We start from the raw sequence: 17,752 nt of genomic DNA on the forward strand, positions 1-17,752 counted from the left end.
CAGGATATGGCCACCCAAAAGGAAGCTTACGATATCGTTGTGATTGGCGGCGGCAACGCTGCGCTCTGTGCCGCGATGACCGCCGCTGAAGCAGGCGCCCGCATTCTGATTCTCGAAACGGCTCCGAAACCTTATCGTGGTGGGAACTCGCGTCACACGCGTAACTTTCGGTGCATGCACAAATCTCCTCTGGGTCCGTTGATCGAGGAGTATAGCGAAGACGAATACCTCTCGGATCTGCTCAAGGTCACCGGCGGAAAAACCGACGAACATCTTGCCCGCCTTGCAATCCGTACCTCCGAGGAATGCTTGCCCTGGATGGAAGAGCACGGGGTTCGGTTTCAGCCATCTTTGTCGGGAACTTTATCTTTGGCGCGGACCAATGCGTTCTTTATGGGGGGCGGTAAGTCTCTGGTAAACGCGTATTATCGGACGGCGGCTGGGCTGGGCGTTGATGTGCTGTATGAGGCCGCAGTCACGCATTTGGAACTGAATGGTGATCAGATCGATTGGGTCAATTACACCTACGAAGGTCAGTCTCATCGCATTGCGCCCAAAGCGGTCATCGTTGCCTCCGGTGGGTTTCAGGCGGATACGGATTGGCTCACTAAGGCCTGGGGTGAGCCCGCAAAGAACTTCCTGATCCGGGGTACTCCTTACAACAGGGGCGTGGTGCTGGCCGATCTGCTGGACCAAGGCGTCGATAGCGTCGGTGATCCGACCCAATGCCACGCTGTTGCCATTGACGGGCGTGCGCCGAAATTCGACGGCGGCATCGTCACCCGTCTGGACTGCGTGCCATTTTCCATCGTCGTGAACAAGGACGCCCAGCGACTCTATGACGAAGGCGAGGATGTCTGGCCCAAGCGCTACGCGATCTGGGGTCGATTGGTGGCAGCCCAACCGGATCAGGTGGGTTATGTGATCATCGACGCCAAGTCGTTGAACCTGTTCATGCCGTCCGTGTTCCCGCCGCTAAAGGCGGAGACGTTGGACGAATTGGCCGGGATGATGGACCTGCCTGCGGACAAATTGAAAACGACCGTCAGCGAATTCAACGCCGCTTGCGGTGACACCAGCGGGTTTCATCCGACCGAGTTGGACGGGGTCGCGACCTCGGGTCTGACACCACCTAAGACCAACTGGGCGCGCCCAATTACCGAACCGCCTTTGTATGGCTATTCACTGCGCACCGGTGTGACCTTCACCTATCTTGGGCTGAAGGTTGATGAGGCGGCCCAGTGCTCGACCTCAAACGGAAAGATCAAAAACCTGTGGGCCGCAGGCGAGACCATGGTCGGGTCGATCCTTGGGCAAGGTTACTTGGCCGGGTTCGGCATGACCATCGGAACTGTTTTTGGACGCATCGCAGGACGTGAGGCCGCCGCTTATGCAAACTGATCTTATTCAGGAAGCCCGCCGTCAGGCAGAGATCTGCAACGCATGTCGATATTGCGAAGGCTATTGCTCGGTCTTCCCCTCCCTGCATGCGGAACGCGCGTTCTCGGATGGGGATATCACGCAACTGGCCAATCTGTGTCACAACTGCCGGGGCTGCTACTATGCCTGCCAGTACACGGCGCCGCACGAGTTCGACCTGAACTTGCCCAAGGCGCTGGCCGAAGTGCGGCGCAATAGCTGGGAAAACTTCGCCTGGCCGCAGCCGCTGGCGCGCCGGTTTCACACGCATGGCGGGGCCATCGCCCTGGCGCTTGTGATCGGATTTGCCATGTTGCTCTGGGCCATCCGCGCCATCGGTTCTAGTGGAGGCGGGGGATTCTACGCCGTCCTGTCGCACAACGCGATGGTTGCGATCTTCGCGCCTGCGTTCCTGCTGCCTCTGTTCAGCATAGCCATCAGCCTTCGGCACTATTGGTTCAAGGTCGACGGCAAACCGATCCAGGTGTCTGATCTGATGGCCGCGTTCAAACACGCGGGCCAGATGCAGGATCTGGCCGCAGGCCACGGCGAGGGCTGTAACTTCGAGGACGAAGACCGTTTCAGTCAGGCACGACGCCACATCCACCACGCCATCATGTATGGGTTCCTGTTGTGCTTTGCGTCGACCTCGGTGGCGACGGTCATGCACTACGTCTTCGGATTGCACGCGCCTTACGGGTTCTGGTCTTTGCCCAAATTGTTCGGAATTTCCGGGGGGCTGCTGCTGACGGTGGGATGTGGTGCGATGGCTGTGCTTAAGCAAAAGTCAGACCGGGATCTGGGGGACCCGTCGGCTTGGGGCGGCGATATTGGTGTCATCCTGCTGCTGGGCTTTGTTGGGTTCAGCGGTTTGGTTCTTTTTGCCCTAGTTTCAACGGCACTGATGCCCGCGCTGCTGGCCATCCACCTCGGATCGGTTCTGACCTTCTTCCTGCTGACGCCCTACTCAAAAATGGCACATGGGTTTTACCGATTAGCGGCGCTGATCCGGGACGCGCAACGGAAAAGAGATGTGTCCGTGGTCCGTTAACAGCTCGTCGCGTCTGTGTGAGCAGAAAGAACATGCAATAGGATCAAATATGATTGTGAAGAACTCTGCGTTGCAGCACTTCGAGTGGCAGTCAACGTCTGGAATGGACCGTCCCTTGCACGACCAACGGCAACGACGCACGCTTCGCTGGTATTTGGGCCAACCGCAGCATTTGGCACTCTGGGCTCACTGCCGCCGTTCCGGCTCGACCCAACTGGTGACCGTTTCCAACCTGCGAATGTCCTCACATCGTGGCACTGAGTTGAAAACGCAGAACTATACCATCTTTGGAAATGGCCGCTTTCGGATTGTTCTTCAGACTTGAACTACTGCGCCGCCGCAAGTCGGCTCTGAGCCCAAAGCCCCGGATGCTGCAGCGTTCTTGAAAGTCGGTTTCGGAGAGTTTGGTTTGCCTTTTATCGGCGGCGCCGTAGAAGCCAAAAACTGAAGCTGAATAATTCAAATACAAATGCGCCGGCAACTATGCCAATGAACAAGGGGAGCCCAAAGAATGCGCATATCGCCCCGCCCAGCGCGGCACCTACGGCTGCGCAGCCTATGACGAAGGCTGCCATTAGTATGAAGTCTTTCAAGTGCCACTTCAGGCCTTCGCGGAACTCTGACTTCCAGTTTCGTTTCGTGCGATATTCCATCACCTGACGTTGATCAAAAAAGAATGTCCCTAATGCGGCAACTCTATTCTCGAACCTTGACGTATTCAAAGCGGTCATTGGAGGATGTGCAGCGAGTTGGCGCTTCGTTCGCAAGTTTGACATCGGCCACCAAAATCTTGCTGCGGTTGGGACGAACGGCAGCTTTTCCTGCTGCGAAGCGGCTATCGGCTTAACTCGTGGCATTGCTGCAGCTGCGAATTATGGGCTTTGTCGATCTCACCGAACGCGGACAGCGTTGCCGTTCGCCGCAACAACGCGAATGACGGCTAGCGTTTCTTAACTCTTCTCAGATTAAATTCTGTTCCATCCCGCCTTCGTCGACTCTCAAATCAGATAGCATCCGATTTGCCCATGACAAAGCTCCTGAAGACAGCAAGAACACTTCAGGAACGACAAGCCACTCACCGACCCAAACACCGCCAGAGCGCTCATGTTGGTGCAGAGTCAGTTCCCCTATTTGCTCCGACCTTTGGCGCCCCAATCTTGCTACGGCCTCGGCAAATTCACTGGCCCGTTGGTTACGTTTGTGATGCATTGAGGATGACGCACCCCTACCGTTTTCATGGCATTCGCAGACCTCACCGATATCACTGGATGAAAGCAGGTTGATGTTGTGGGCTATTTTGCAGATCGTCGCACACAGCGCGCCGAGGGCGGTGACAATATCGGCCACGCCGTCACGCGCGTTTTGCCAATGAGGTTCTGCAACGCCCAAACCAAGCGCCTCTGCCATTCGCACCTTTATCTCTGTCCCTGTTCCATCGCTATAATTTGACAAATCCCCTAGCGGCCCGCCGACCTGAACGAACACCCCACGCTTTTCCGCTTCGGTGATCACCTCGCGACGACGTAGAAGCTCCTCGAGCCAGACTTCAAACTTGGTCCGGAGTAGCATCGGGATCGCGTGTTGCCCGTTGGTGCGCCCGATCATTCGCGTGTTGGGGTGCTCCTTGATCAGGCCCGTCAGGGAAAAAACGAGCTGATCGAGGTCGCTCAACACGGTCGCCAGACCGAGCTTCATTTGCATCGCAAGCGCTGTGTCCATGATATCTTGCGTCGTGCTATTGAAATGGACGAACTTGGCGAGATCCTCGCCGACGTGTTCGCGCAGTTGTCCGACCAATCCCACAATGGGCCGCCCAACAAGCGCCATGTCCTGCCGCAAGCGCTCCTGATCGAGCTTTCCGATGCCAAACCCGTCGAGTGCAACAACAGCTTCATTCGGCACGAGACCCGCATCACTTTGCGTACGCGCCAGCGTTTGTTCGACTTTGATCCAGGCAGAGATTGTCGAGGATTCAGACCAGATGTGCCGCATATCTGTGCTGGAAAAGCTGCCTTGCATGAGCTGCCATTCAAGCATCGCCCAACCCTCCCTGCGCCAGTTTGCGTTCTTTTAAGATGCCGCGAATGCGAAAGGCAATAGCCCCGGCACCAAGGATCAGGAAGGCAAGCGCGATCGGGCGTTCAACAAAGATCAGCGCGCCGCCATCCGACATCAGCAGGGATTGCCGGAACGTCTCTTCCGCACCTTTGGCCAGAACGAAGGAGATTACGAATGCCGCAATGTTGAAGTCATGCTTGCGCATCAGCCAGCCGACGAAACCGGCAAAGGTCATAACCGTCACATCGAACATCGAGCCTCGTGCTGAGTATGCCGCGACGAAGGCTGTCATGAAGATCAGCGGATAGAGAACGTTGGTCGGGATTTTCAGGATTAGTCGGGCGACTTGTGTGGCTCCGAAATAGCCGATCAGGCCATACACGAGGATACCAAGCATCCCGCAGGCAAAGAGTTTGTAGACAAGTTCCTTGTCAGTCAGAAATAGCGTCGGCCCGACCTGGATGCCATGGATCAGAAACACGCCCAACAGGATCGCGCCGATGGTCGAGCCTGGAATACCCAAAGTCAGCAGAGGAGCCATGGACGGGCCGGACACCGCGTTGTTGGCCGCTTCTGGCGCGGCCACGCCTTCCAATGCGCCCTTACCCCATTGCTCAGGGTTTTTCGCACGGCGCTTGCCTTCTCCATAAGAGATAAAAGCCGCAATCGCTGAACCCAGACCTGGCAGAACACCAATGCCCGCACCGATAAACCCACCGCGAAAAGCATGAGGCAGACACGGTTTGTATTCCTCCCATGTCAGATCATTGCCATCAGCCGAGCTTTCGTTTTCTTTGGTCTCACCTGTTGCTTTGCGCCGCTCTTCAAGTTGCGCAAAGACTTCGCCCAAGACAAAGACACCGATCATCAGCGGCACCAAGCCGATGCCATTGGACAAGTCGAACGAGCCGAATGTGTAGCGCTCTTCGCTGGAAATCGGATCGAGCCCCACCATTGCCACCAGAATTCCCAGGAGCGCGGAGGCCAGACCTTTAACAATGGATTCTCCGATCACCGAACCGATCACCACAAAGGCGGCAAAGTAGATGGCAAAGGTTTCTGGAGGTCCCAGCTTCAGAGCAATTGCTGCGATGAACCCGACACCAACAACCAAAAGAACGTCGCCCATGAGATCGCCGATCACGGATGAGATTGTGGCAACTTTCATTGCTTTACCCGCCTTACCAGCGCGAGCCAGTGGATAGCCGTCAATCTGCGTCGCAGCACTCGCGGCTGTACCAGGCGTATTAAACAAGATTGCTGCGATGGAACCGCCATAGCGTCCGGATTTTCCGATCACATAAAGAAAGGCGAGAGCAAAGAGGGGCGACATATAGAAGGTGATTGGCAGCAGCATCGCGATTGCTGCTGAAGCTGTCAGACCCGGCGTTGCGCCCACAATCATGCCAACTGTGGCAGCAAGAACGATGGCAAAGAGCAGCATCGGATCAGTGATGACCGAAAGAAGGGCGGGAAAAATTTCCATGAGACTTACCTCTGTATCCAGCTGAGTAGGTCGAACACTTCGCCATAGGGCGGGAAGACACCAAGCAGCACAAAAAAGATGAGGTGAAAAACCAACGGGCAGATGACTACAGAAACTGCAAGGCCGATCCAGCTCCGCACACCGAACAAATATAGCACGATGGGAGCCACGATGGCCGTAGGTAGTAGATACCCGAACCAGCGGAATGACTGTTGGTAGACCAACGCAATGATGAATAGTGCGATGATCTGAACAGTCGCCCCATTATCTGTGCTGGCGGCGGCGACATCGCCTGTCTGACGGGATGCACCTATCAGCAAGAGACCAGACAAGCCCAATAGAGCGACGGATGCGGCAAAGGGAACAATCCCGGCCCAGGTATCTCCGGGCGATGCAGCGGGCACCTGCCACGCGCCCCAAATAGCCACAAGTGAAACGGCCGCCAGCACCAAACCTTCGGCATAAGCGCGCATGTCATCCTCCCTCAACAACGCGTGGGCAAAAAAAGGCCGGGGGATCATCGATCCCCCAGCCTTGAAGACTTAATTAGTCAGACTTTCGACCAACGGAGCGGCGTCCTCTTTCATAGCGCTAAGCGTTGCCTTGGCATCCGCACCATTCTGATAGACAGGACCGGTCCCACGCGAAGCCAGCAGCTCGGCGAACTCGGGCTTAGCCGAAATCTGCGCAAGCGCGGCTTCCATCGCTGCGACCACCTCGGCAGGCGTACCCTTCGGAGCAAACACGATCACCGGCGAGGAGACAGCAGCAAACGGAATGCCCAATTCTCCAAAGGCAGGTACATCCGTCATGATGCCGTCGCGTTCCTGGCCGTTGACCGCCAGCGCGCGCAGTTGGTCCTCGAAACCGGCAAGCTGTTGTACGCCCAAGAAGCCGAAGTCGGCTTGCTCACCGATGAGAGCAGCACGGGTCGGGCCACCACCTTTGAATGGAACGTCTTGCGCTTCGATGCCGTTATTGGCCAGAAAGCCCAGACCGCCTACATGGTGGAAACCACCGCGGCCTGAATGCGCCCAACGAAGCGAGCCAGGATCAGCTTTAGCCGCGTCGATCACGTCTTGAACGGATTGAAACGGGCTGCTTTTCGAGACCATCAGAGAGGTTTGCAATTGGCCGACCTGTGCGACGAACTCAAAGCTGTCCAGCGCATCAATGTCGGTGTCGCGGGTCATGGTGGACAGCAAGAACGAGCCCCCTGAGGTCATCATCATAGTATAGCCGTCGGGTCGGGCGCCGACGACAGAATTGGCTCCATTCAAGCCGCCCGAGCCAGGTTTGTTCACGACCACTACGGGGACATCCAAAATGCCATCAGCTGCCGCCGAGATGGCGCGAGCATAGGCGTCAGTGCCGCCACCCGCCTTGTAAGGCACGACCAGATTGATCGGGCGTTTAGGCCAGTCAGCCGCAAAGCTTGCTGTTGCTGTTGCCGCAAGGGCGATGCCTGCCAGTGCGGCAGAAATGAGTGTTCTGCGTTTCATAGTATCCTCCCTAATTCCTCTCCTGATCTCACCTAGCAGATGATGGAGATTGCGAAAAATGCAAAGGTGTTTAGTTTACTTGCAAAAAGTGCAAGTGACGGTGGCGAACATGAACATCAAAGCGCTTCGTGCATTCAGAGCAACGCTGTCAGAGGGATCGCTCGCAGCAGCAGCAAATATACTGCACCTTTCGCAACCGGCAGTCAGCCGGTTGATTTCTGGACTCGAGGGGGAGTTGCGGCTTAATCTTTTTGATCGAAGCGGCCGGAACCTCACTCCAACACCCGAGGGACTTGCGTTCTATCGCGAAGCTGGTCGCATCCTCGACAACCTGGATGAGATCCCCAGAATCGCCGCCGAGATTCGTGCAGGCCGCACTCAGAACCTTCGGATCGTCGCAATGCCGCGCATCGCCCGCGCGCTCGCCTCCCCCGCTGTTGGCCAATTCATAAGGGAAAATCCTGATATCAATGTCAGCCTCGATGTGCGCGCGCGAAGAGAAGCTGGCAAATGGTTGGCCGGTCGGGAATATGACGTGGGAATTGGTGCTCTACCGGTCGAACACCCCGATATCCAAACCGAGTTGCTATTGCGCGTAAGAGCGCAAGCCGTCGTACCAATTGATCATCCGCTTGCCGATCTTGAAGAAGTTTCCATTGACGTTTTGGCTGAAGTTCCAATTGTTCGCCTTATGCACGGATTGCTCTTGCGCGACCAACTGGATGATATGTTTAGATCTGCAGGGGTGCTGCCAAAACAAACCTGCGAAGTCGCATCTTCTTCGCTGGCATGTGCTCTGGTAGCAGATGGCGGTGGTGTCACAATCGCAGATGAACTCGTGGCCGCCGATGTAGATCAGACCCGTGTTCGGACAGTTCCAATTTCGCCTGAACGCTGGATGTCGTTTGGGCTTCTCTTTCCACTGCATTCAGAACCAAACGAAGCGCGTGACAAGTTCGTTGAAGTATTAAAATCGCATGTCGCAACACTCGCGGCATCGAGCCAGTCGATAGAGGTAGTTAGTTAGCGATTTAACTAGTCCCACTGAGCATTCACTTGGAAACTCGACTTTCAGAGAGCCAAGCATCCAGGAAGCTATCATTGGTGGACAATGCAGCATCGGTATCATCGGGCTCATTGAAGACTTCGGTTCCGTCGCAGCAAAGCCCCCTGCCCCGCAAATAACTGATCACGCGGACGGCCCAAGCCAACCATTGGCCGCACTACTCGACGCCAAAGCGCAGCTTTCGCATTGCTGCCGTTCGTGCACCTTGCAGCATTGTCGATTAGCGTGTGATGGCAATGCACAACGCAACCGCGAATCCCTCGGAATACCCTGCAGCAGTTTAGGACCTGTCTTGCGGCCAATGATCCTGCAGCAAATCTATGGCAGTGCGTCCGGCCTCCAGAGCTCGGTCCGCCTCCTCTTCAGTTCCTGCCAAACGAGCCAGAGTAATCGTACCCATAAGGAGTGCCATCGCAGCCAGGCCCTGGTGCGAGCCGGATTCCGGCGTGTCCTGCAAAAGGGCCGCCATGCGATCCGAAGCTTGAGCGCCCGCGTGCCGGGATGCGCCCTTGGTACGGGCAAGCTCGGTTCCCATTGCCGCAAGCGGGCATCCATGCCGACTGTCTCGAACATGTGCCTGGGACAGGTACTTGGCTATATAGTCCTGACGTTCTTTCCCTCGCCCTTCGCTGGACCCCTCGCGCTCCATTTCGGAAACCACATCATCGACTGCGTGCCGGAAGGCTGCCGCGATCAAATCTTCTTTCGAATGGAAATGCCGGTAGAAACCTCCATGTGTCATTCCGGCTGCCTTCATGACGTCCGCGAGGCTAGTCGCTTCGATACCGCGTTCGCGGAACAACTGTGCTGCAGCATCCAGTATCCTGTTGTGACTGCGCCTTTTTTCCACTTCCGACATTCTCGGCAATTTCGCACTCCTAGGCGGGTTGACAATTAAGATTATATCTATCATCTAAATTATAGATTGCAAGTATCATCTAAAAGGAGCGTGCCTATGCCTGCCAAGCCTAAGATCCTCGTCACCAGCGCAAGCGGCAAGACCGGGCTGCAAGTCGCGCTTCAGCTCAGAGCCAAAGCCTATCCTGTCCGTGCGTTCATACGGCAGAGGGATCATCGCTCTGATATCCTCGAACGCGCGGGCGCTGAACTATTCGTGGGTGACCAGTATTCGCTGAGCGACATGCGCAACGCCATGAATGGCGTGCAGCGGGCCTATCAATGCGCCCCGACGGCACCCAATGGGCTGCACTTCAACGCGGTCTTCACCGTTGCGGCTTACGAAGCTAAGATTGAGCACGTCGTTACGCTAAGCCAATGGCTTTCGAGCGTAGATCACCCGTCGCTGTTTACACGCGAAGTCTATTTAGGCGACATCCTGATCGGCATGCGCCCCGAGATGTCTGTGACCACGGTGAATGTCGGCTGGTTTGCTGAAAACTACCTGATGGTGCTGGGCATGGCGGCCCATCTTGGGCAGTTCACAATGCCGCTTGGCGACGGCGACGTGAAAAAGAATGCTGCCCCCTCGAACGAAGATATTGCACGCGTGGCGGTCGGTGCCTTGACGGACCCGGCACGCCATGCGGGCAAGACCTACCGCCCCACGGGACCAACGCTGCTGTCACCCAACGAAGTCGCCGAAGCAATGGGCCGCGCGCTGGGGCGGCGGGTACGTTATGTCGACATTTCCGAGCGTATGATGGTCAAGGCTCTGAAAGCCCTGCGCCCAGCCAACTATTCGGAAGCGGCAGTCACCCAGCTTGCAATCTATTCAGAAGAGTACAGGCGAGGCGCCTTCGCGGTGAACGCCCCGACCGGGGATGTATTCCAAGTAAGCGGGCACGAACCTGAAGCGTTTGAAAGCATCGTACGGCGCAAGGTCGCTGATCAACCGGACCTGGCACGCAGCCTGTTCGGCAGCATCGGTGCGATCGGCAGCTTTCTGAAGATCCTCACGACGCGCGCCTTCGATCTTGATCACGCTCAGAAGCAGCGAGACTACGTTCAGCTTTCCTCTTCGTCGTACTGCCTGGACGACGCGACATGGACGGAAAAACACCAACCCAAGGACGTACAAGCCGCACCAATGCGCGTTGCCTAACGCAGCATAAGACGAAGGTTTACCCTCCAAGACGAAAGGACCTATTCATGAACGTTCAAGACGAACTCATCACTCGAAACCAAGAATTCTCTGCGGGCTTTGACAGTGCTGGCCTACCGATCCTGCCAAAGTTGCGAACAGTAGTTCTAACCTGCGGCGATGCCCGGGTTGATCCCGCGCACATCCTCGGACTGGAGCTTGGCGACGCGGTTGTGATCCGAAACAATGGCGGACGGGTTACACGCGCCGCAATCGAAGAAATCGCCACCCTCGCCTTTCTGGTGAGCGCTATGACGGAGGGCCGCGAAGAGGGGTTCAACGTCATCCTGATGCAGCACACACAATGTGGAGCCGAGCGGCTGTCCAACCCGGACCTTCAGGACGCGCTGCTGAAAAAGCTTGGGATTGACGTATCCGAATACGCAATCACGGATCAGGAAAGCGACCTTTCGGCAGACATCAAGCGTCTAGCGGCAGCACCGGAGGTACCGGACGCGATCACCGTCTCGGCCTTGCTTTACGATGTCGCCACTGGAAAAGCCCAAGAGATTACTCCAGCCGCTTCACTGGGGACGACCCGGGCCGAGGCGAGCGTATCGCAAACTGCGGCCCGAGCATGAAGGTCTGCCCACCCTCAATTCACTTAAACAGACGCATATCGAAAGGATCGATCAGATGACCCCCACAGTGATATTCCTACTTCAGTTCGCGATGAGCCTCTTTGTCTTTGCTCTGATCGCGGCGTGGTACGTTGCACCCTGGCTTGCACGGCTGTCGGCGGCGGCGGCGCTCTCAATCCTGCTGCTGCCGCATGCTTTCCGACACATCGGAATGAGCTTCATTGTACCAAATCTCAACAACGGAGGGTTGCCCGAGGCATTTGCAACCAGCGCCAGCTATGGCGACTTGCTCTCGGCGTTTCTGGCAATCGCGGCGCTTTTCGCTTTGCGATGGAGATCAATGGCCGCCCTTCCGTTGGTGTGGGGTTTCAACATCCTTGGAACTGTCGATCTGGTGAACGCCTTGCGCCAAGCCGAGGCAATTAACTACTTTGGCCCCACTTGGTTCATTCCAACATTCTTTGTGCCGGTACTTTTGGTCACGCATGTGATGATCTTTGCACGGCTATTGAAGGCAGTTGGCCCCAAGACAGCCTCGGCATGAGAGGACAGGTATTGTTCCAGGGCAGGCAGCGCTGCTGCCCGCCCCACTGAGTCTCACGGCCCAGAGCCGACCTTGAGTACGGTCTTAGAATGTTGCGGTGCGGCCCGTCGAAGCTACCATTCGCTGCGGCTGCATGATCGACGGCAGAACGAATTCACACTCCGCAGATTGAAGCGGCCGTTCGTCGCATTACAGCAAGCAATCCCGGAAGGTTTAAAACCAAGCAGCGAAATCCACTTAAGACCGACAAAGCTCGAGACCAATCGAAACAGTACAGATACAAAAGCGCAGCCGTCTTAGTCAGGGATTTCCACTGTTCCGACTATGTGAGTTCGCCTCAGAGGCAACGCTTGGTATGCTGAGGCGATATCTGTTGTCGCGATGCCGCTGCCAGTCATCCCTTCATAGCGCCCCGTCCCGGTGATGATTTCCCAGGTGTTTGCCGCGCCTTTTTCTCCTGCCTTCCATCGCATGGTAAAAGTGTCATCACCTTCACCGAATACGCATATTCCATTGATCGAGTTGGTGCCGTCTTCGAACCCAAATCCCGAACCCAAACATCTGGCGGGCCCGTCATCCATTGGACCTTCAATTACTTCGAAACCACCAGTGTTGTCCGTCAGATGAAAAATGTGATCACCAAGATCAAAATTCTCTTGGTTCAGAGGGTAGACATTGTTGATCTCGATGCGTTGCTCGTCAGCACTGGCAGGAACACCAAGTATCGCCAAAAGCTGGATGATCCATAAGATTCTCATTTGGCTCTCCAAAAAATGTCACTCATCTTAAGGGCCTTCAAAGCATTTACAATCAGCAAGAATGCTGATGACCGTCCACTTATAGTGTGTGGGGAAAGCGCTAATACAATCTCGAGATTGGGCCTTCACGGTCGTTAGATCGGACACAGAAAGTTAAGCTGACGGGTAAATCTGCCCGACGAGGTGGCCCAAATCGGCCATTGGCAATGGCTTGATGCATCCGCGGTTCAGCCCGCCGAAGGGGGTGTTCGCTGCGGTTGCGAGTTGCCCGGGAAGATGAGGTCATTCTCACGGCAGACACCCTGTCGCCGCCCTAAGGTTCACAGGAGGCCCAAGACAATGTAGGTTTCTTGTGAAAGCATAACGGCAATAGGCGTAGATCAGAATGGCCCGACAGCTCTCACTCGAAGGTGATAAGACCTTTCTGGTTTACGCCGGCACTGGCACCGACCTGATATTCAATCATGGAGTTGAGTTACCCGGTTTCGCGTCGTTTCCATTGCTGGAAGAACCTGGCACCAGGGCAATACTGGCCGGTCAAATGCAGGCACTTGTCGATCTCGCCCGAGAAATGAATGTCGGATGCATCCTTGATGCGCCCACTTGGATGGCGAACGCCGACCGGGCAGCGCCCTTGGGGTACAATGCAGAACGGCTCAGTGAGGTGAACAAAGATGCGGTGAGTTTGATGGAGGACCTGCGCCAAGCATCTGCTCGCGATGACGTACTGGTGTCGGCCTGCATCGGCCCGCGTTATGATCCATACGCCGACATCCCGCCGGTACCCGTCGAAGATGCACGTCAATACCACGCCGCTCAAATACAAAGCCTGAAAGACACAAGCGTCGATCTGGTCACTGCTTATACATTCAACCGTCCATGCGAGGCAGCGGGTTGCATCCTCGCCGCCCGAGACGCTGATCTGCCAATCATCATGTCTCTGGTTGTTGAGACAGACGGGCGCCTGGTAGACGGAACCAAACTTGTGGACGGCATAAACCAAATCGACGCGGCAACCGGCTCGGCGGCGCTGTTTTTTATGGTCAACTGCGCCCATCCGACCCATTTCGGCAGAGCGCTTGGCAACCACCCCCGACTTAGAGGCCTGGTGGCGAACGCTTCGAGTTGCTCGCATGCGGAACTTGACGAAGCCGATGAGCTGGACGAAGGCGATCCAATTGAACTTGGCAAACAGATTGCCTCGATTGCGCAGCAGAATCCGTCGATTCAAGTATTTGGAGGGTGCTGCGGTACAGACATGCGCCACCTGAAATCGATGATCAGCGAATTGGCGTAGCCAACTTGGTTCAATCTGCGCGTTAACGCCGAGATCTGAGGCGATACCGAGATTTCTTTCCGCAACTTGTTAGGAGCGGCCGAATACAATCATTGATCGCGTTCAAATGCTTATCGGTATTTTCTCGTAAAGCGGACTTTTATGCATGTTGCAGCCCTTCGGGCTCTATAGGGCAGGTCCAGCCGTCGCGTAGAAAGCTCTGACCGGTCGATTTAAACGCCTTGGTTCACACTATTGCTTGTGTATCATGTCACGAAACGGTGCCGCCTTACAGATATACACCTTCCATGGTCGCACTTCTGCGGAGTGACGTTAATGCCCGCTATCGATGATCTCTCATGGCCTGAAGCTTACATTGAGCTTCTGCCGCTGATAACTGACAGGTGGTCAGTGAAGGGTGAAATTTATTTTCACCGGCAACTAAGTGCCGGCAAGTCCGGTGCCCTTGTTTTTATTGTCGACATCACTTGCGACGCATTCAGCGGCCAGGCCATTCTCAAATTTGACGCCCTGCCCGATCCGGAATGGAAAGAAAAGGCCGAAACCCAGCGACATCTGAAGGCGTTTGAAGCGGTTCCTGCGTTTGGATCAAAGCATCTGGCACGCATTGTCCATTCTTTGGAACACGACGGTAAGGTCGCGATCCTTTCCACCGTTGTGGCGCAAGGACTTGAATACTCTCTTCCTTGGAATGATTGCGGCTACGAGCTGGCCTTGAACGTTCTTGAGCGGCTGTCGAGAAGCCTGCTTGATGACTGGAACGTCGATTATGAAATGGCGCCCGGATTGCAGTCGCCCGGGGAACTGCTTTCCGGATGGCTCGGCTACAGACTGGACTCTGAACCAGGTCGGCTGCATCACTTTCTTTCGGATGTTTGCGGTCATGACCCGAACGAACGTTGTCTGATGTTTGAAGGGCACTGGTACCCAAACCCGCTGGCTTTTGCCTACGATGAGAACCTGCCAAGCCGGTTGAGCGTAAGAGCGGCAAAGGGTCGGGTGCATGGGGACCTCCATGGTTACAATGTACTGGTTCGAGCGCACCAAAGCCGTGATCCCGATTATTTTCTGATCGATTTGGCGTTGTACGTAAACAAACAGTTTTTGTTTTACGACCACGCGTATTTCGAATTGGCATACCTGTTGGCGCGGCGCGGAAACTGCATACCTGCCCAATGGGATGCCATCCTTGATGATCTTGGCCTCTTTCATTCAAAACACCACACATTGGGGCTTTGGCAGGATGATGTCGGCATCGTCGAATTTGTCAGAGCTTTGCGGCGTGGGGCGATGAGTTGGGTTGAGCGCCACGAAAGCCATCGGCTCAGTTTTATGGAAAGCCAATACTTGCTGGCCCGTGTCGCAGTGGGCCTGAATTTCGCACACAAGAACCTCAGTGTCGCTGCTCGCAGCCACGCATTCTTGTACGCAGCCCACAACCTTAAAGACTACATGACGCTCAACAATGTTGAGTGGCCCCGGCACGGACCAGTTTTCCGCTTTCCGACAGCGCAAGAAACTTTGTCCAGCAATCGAACTGAAACCGAAACACTTGCACCAAAAACAGAGCCGCCGGCCGAAAAAGACCGTCTGTTTGATCAGATGGTCACACAGCTTCCAACACCGCAAAAGCCAGTAGTCGCAGTGCTGCCTTTCGATTGCCTCAGTGGACAAAGCGACACCAATGGGTTTGTGGCGGGCATCAACCATGAACTTGTGACCGAACTGGCAAAAGTGGATTGGCTATCGGTGGTCTCTCCTACTTCAACCAAGCTCCTCAAAGATGCTTCTTTGGCCGGCGAAGAGATCGCACAACGTCTCGGGGCGCATTATTTGGTAGAGGGTAGCGTGCGCTATGACGATCAGCGCGTTCGTGTGACCGCCCATCTGGTAGACACATCAACTGGGCATGATCTTTGGGCTGATCGTCTGGACCACAAAACGGAAGATGTTTTTTCCCTCCAGGAGGAAATTGCGTCAGCCGTTGTCGGGCACATAGATTGGGAGTTGCGGTTTGACTTGCGCGAACAAGCCCGATTGAAACGTGGTGAAATCAACGTATGGGACAGGGTTCAAAAAGCACTGTGGCATCTGTTCAAATTCACAGATGAAGATACTCAGAAAGCAAAAGATATCTTAACAAGAACCATCGATATCACACCAGACTATGCGCTCGCGCACGCAGTGATGGCAAACGCCGAGCTTCGAAAACTGTTCTTCGTCCAGGTCGATGATCGGGCAGAGGCGAAGGAACGCGCGCTCTATCACGCGGAGCGCGCCGTGGCCCTGGATGAACAAAGCAGTTTCGCGCATGCCACTCTTGCCCGTGCCTACACTCAGTATAACAAACACGATACCGCGATTGCAGAGGCACAACTTGCCGTCAGTCTTAACCCAAGTGCAGCAAACGCGCATTTGGTTCTCGGATATGCACATCTGGCAAATGGGCAGGCGAAGCCTGCGTTGTCCCATTTCGAGACAGCAACCCGGTTTGGCCCATCAGGTCCATATATCAAGGTGAAACTGCTGGCCAAAGCTTTCTGCCTTTATGTTCTCGACAGTTTTGATCAGGCGGAAACTTGTGCGAGAACAGCTTTGGAGGGAAAATCGGTTGATCCATTCGGCCGTTATGTGTTGGCGGTAATACTGATACGACAAAAAGCTCCGGATGAAGCGAGACGAATAATCAATCAGAGCAAAGAAAAACGCCCCGACATGACCTGTTCGCGCGTCCGTCTGGCCTTCGAAAACCTGCAAAAAAGCGATCTTGACAGATTTGTCGGAGACCTCCGGGAAGCTGGTTTGCCGGATTGAGCTTCACCTTCTGCGGACTGGCCGTGAGGCATAGAATTCCATTCAATTCGCCTTGCCCAAAATGAGGCCAGGCACAATACCGCTGGAAGCACATGTATCAATGAGGCGGATGGTCCGCAGCGGTTGGTCGATGGTGCAAACGGGTTGCGATCAAAACGCCACTAACAATCAGCACACCGCCGAAACCTTGATAGATCTGGAGATCCACGCCCTTTAGGGCTACAGCTTCGACCGTAACGAGTATCGGCACGAGATATGCAAATAGCGAGGCTGTCGACGCACCAACTTCGTTTGTGCCGAAATTAAGCAGGTGCAGATAGATAGCACCCATACCAACTCCGACGAACAGGATCGAGCCCCAGACCTGCCAAGAGTAGTCTAATGGTCGAAATGTGCCAGCTTCATGTATCACAACGAACGGCAGCAGAACGACAATGCCAACAACGAAAATCACGAACAAACCTTCGTCGGGCTTAAGATGTATGTGCCATTTCTTGAGAAGAACCAAATAAAGCCCGCGGCAGGCATTGGAGGCTATCATCAAAAGGAAGGCGAGATGCGGGTTGAAATTGATTAGATTTTCCAAATCACCACGAAATGCAAAAACCAGCGCTCCAAAGAGTGCGATGGCGACACCCAGATACTGAACTGCTCGCAATCGTTCGTTAAGCAACAATGCCGAAAACAAGATCGTGAGCAAAGGCACACTGGTATATCCGGCACCAAGATCTATCAGATCATTGGATTGGAGCGCTGTATATACAAACCAGGGCGTAGCCACCACGCCAATGCAAGCAAGGATTGTAGTACGGAGCCAACTGCCCTGAAAATGCTGGAATGGGTTGCTCCGTCCCTTCAGAACAAGTGGTAAAACAAATATTGCTGCAATCAGGCAGCGCCAAAACGTTAATACAACCGGATGAACTTCGTTGACTGCCAGATTGCCGAACAAAAAGTTCCCGGCGCTGATCAGCATTGCAAGCAACAATGCCCCGTAAGCCAGTGCAGTTTTGTTCATTTTCATGGTTACATCAGAGCATGACCGGCTTTTGAAACAAAGCTTCAATCGATGCAG

Annotated in this window: 15 protein-coding genes; 8 read left to right on the top strand and 7 right to left on the bottom strand. The window is 55.0% G+C overall.

All coding sequences use genetic code 11. From position 1 onward, the window contains the following. Positions 1–6: 6 nt before the first annotated feature. Entirely contained in the window at positions 7–1,401 is a 1,395-nt protein-coding gene (gene tcuA, locus D1823_RS11260; protein WP_117870006.1) for an FAD-dependent tricarballylate dehydrogenase TcuA, read from the top strand. Further along, the gene (tcuB, locus tag D1823_RS11265; protein WP_117870008.1) at positions 1,391–2,470 is read left to right on the top strand and encodes a tricarballylate utilization 4Fe-4S protein TcuB; all 1,080 of its coding nucleotides are present in this window, start codon (positions 1,391–1,393) and stop codon (positions 2,468–2,470) included. The genes tcuA and tcuB overlap by 11 nt, the downstream gene beginning before the upstream one ends. Positions 2,471–3,430: 960 nt before the next feature. On the opposite strand, the gene D1823_RS11280 is transcribed toward tcuB, so the two are convergent. The 4 genes from D1823_RS11280 to D1823_RS11295 all read right to left on the bottom strand — a co-directional run bounded on the left by D1823_RS11280 (position 3,431) and on the right by D1823_RS11295 (position 7,516). Continuing rightward, positions 3,431–4,507: a lyase family protein gene (locus D1823_RS11280; RefSeq protein WP_117870014.1), complete on the bottom strand. Its 1,077-nt coding sequence runs from the start codon at positions 4,505–4,507 to the stop codon at positions 3,431–3,433. After that, complete coding sequence (locus D1823_RS11285) at positions 4,500–6,014, bottom strand: tripartite tricarboxylate transporter permease (RefSeq protein WP_117870016.1); 1,515 nt, start codon at positions 6,012–6,014, stop codon at positions 4,500–4,502. Before D1823_RS11285 ends, D1823_RS11280 begins: the two co-directional genes overlap by 8 nt. Before the next feature lie 5 nt (positions 6,015–6,019). Next, positions 6,020–6,487, bottom strand: a complete 468-nt coding sequence (locus D1823_RS11290; protein ID WP_162896817.1) for a tripartite tricarboxylate transporter TctB family protein — start codon at positions 6,485–6,487, stop codon at positions 6,020–6,022. Positions 6,488–6,556: 69 nt separating this feature from the next. Then, positions 6,557–7,516: a tripartite tricarboxylate transporter substrate binding protein gene (locus D1823_RS11295; protein WP_117870021.1), complete on the bottom strand. Its 960-nt coding sequence runs from the start codon at positions 7,514–7,516 to the stop codon at positions 6,557–6,559. Positions 7,517–7,625: 109 nt separating this feature from the next. Between D1823_RS11295 and D1823_RS11300 the strand changes: the two genes are divergently transcribed. Continuing rightward, complete coding sequence (locus D1823_RS11300; protein ID WP_162896818.1) at positions 7,626–8,543, top strand: LysR family transcriptional regulator; 918 nt, start codon at positions 7,626–7,628, stop codon at positions 8,541–8,543. A gap of 319 nt (positions 8,544–8,862) precedes the next feature. Here D1823_RS11300 and D1823_RS11305 read toward each other — a convergent pair whose 3' ends face one another. Next, positions 8,863–9,441, bottom strand: coding sequence for a TetR/AcrR family transcriptional regulator (locus tag D1823_RS11305; protein WP_254683833.1), 579 nt, complete (start codon positions 9,439–9,441; stop codon positions 8,863–8,865). 96 nt (positions 9,442–9,537) lie between these two features. On the opposite strand from D1823_RS11305, the gene D1823_RS11310 reads away from it, so the two are divergent. The 3 genes from D1823_RS11310 to D1823_RS11320 are packed head-to-tail and all read left to right on the top strand — an operon-like array spanning position 9,538 to position 11,808. After that, entirely contained in the window at positions 9,538–10,644 is a 1,107-nt protein-coding gene (locus D1823_RS11310) for an NmrA family NAD(P)-binding protein (protein ID WP_117870027.1), read from the top strand. A 47-nt stretch (positions 10,645–10,691) separates the two neighbouring features. Further along, on the top strand, positions 10,692–11,264 hold the full coding sequence (locus D1823_RS11315; RefSeq protein WP_162896820.1) for a carbonic anhydrase: 573 nt from the start codon (positions 10,692–10,694) through the stop codon (positions 11,262–11,264). Positions 11,265–11,319: 55 nt separating this feature from the next. Further along, positions 11,320–11,808 (top strand): hypothetical protein, encoded by a 489-nt coding sequence (locus tag D1823_RS11320; RefSeq protein ID WP_117870031.1) that lies wholly within the window; start codon positions 11,320–11,322, stop codon positions 11,806–11,808. 296 nt (positions 11,809–12,104) lie between these two features. Here D1823_RS11320 and D1823_RS11325 read toward each other — a convergent pair whose 3' ends face one another. Beyond that, complete coding sequence (locus D1823_RS11325) at positions 12,105–12,566, bottom strand: hypothetical protein (RefSeq protein ID WP_117870033.1); 462 nt, start codon at positions 12,564–12,566, stop codon at positions 12,105–12,107. A gap of 385 nt (positions 12,567–12,951) precedes the next feature. On the opposite strand from D1823_RS11325, the gene D1823_RS11330 reads away from it, so the two are divergent. Together D1823_RS11330 and D1823_RS11335 are read left to right on the top strand one after the other, a co-directional pair. Further along, on the top strand, positions 12,952–13,863 hold the full coding sequence (locus D1823_RS11330; RefSeq protein ID WP_254683719.1) for a homocysteine S-methyltransferase family protein: 912 nt from the start codon (positions 12,952–12,954) through the stop codon (positions 13,861–13,863). 315 nt (positions 13,864–14,178) lie between these two features. After that, the gene (locus D1823_RS11335; RefSeq protein WP_117870037.1) at positions 14,179–16,677 is read left to right on the top strand and encodes a tetratricopeptide repeat protein; all 2,499 of its coding nucleotides are present in this window, start codon (positions 14,179–14,181) and stop codon (positions 16,675–16,677) included. Between the two features lie 97 nt (positions 16,678–16,774). On the opposite strand, the gene D1823_RS11340 is transcribed toward D1823_RS11335, so the two are convergent. Beyond that, positions 16,775–17,701: a DMT family transporter gene (locus D1823_RS11340; protein WP_162896821.1), complete on the bottom strand. Its 927-nt coding sequence runs from the start codon at positions 17,699–17,701 to the stop codon at positions 16,775–16,777. Between the last annotated feature and the right edge of the window lie 51 nt (positions 17,702–17,752).

It is taken from the genome of Ruegeria sp. AD91A (assembly GCF_003443535.1).
Taxonomy (GTDB): domain Bacteria; phylum Pseudomonadota; class Alphaproteobacteria; order Rhodobacterales; family Rhodobacteraceae; genus Ruegeria.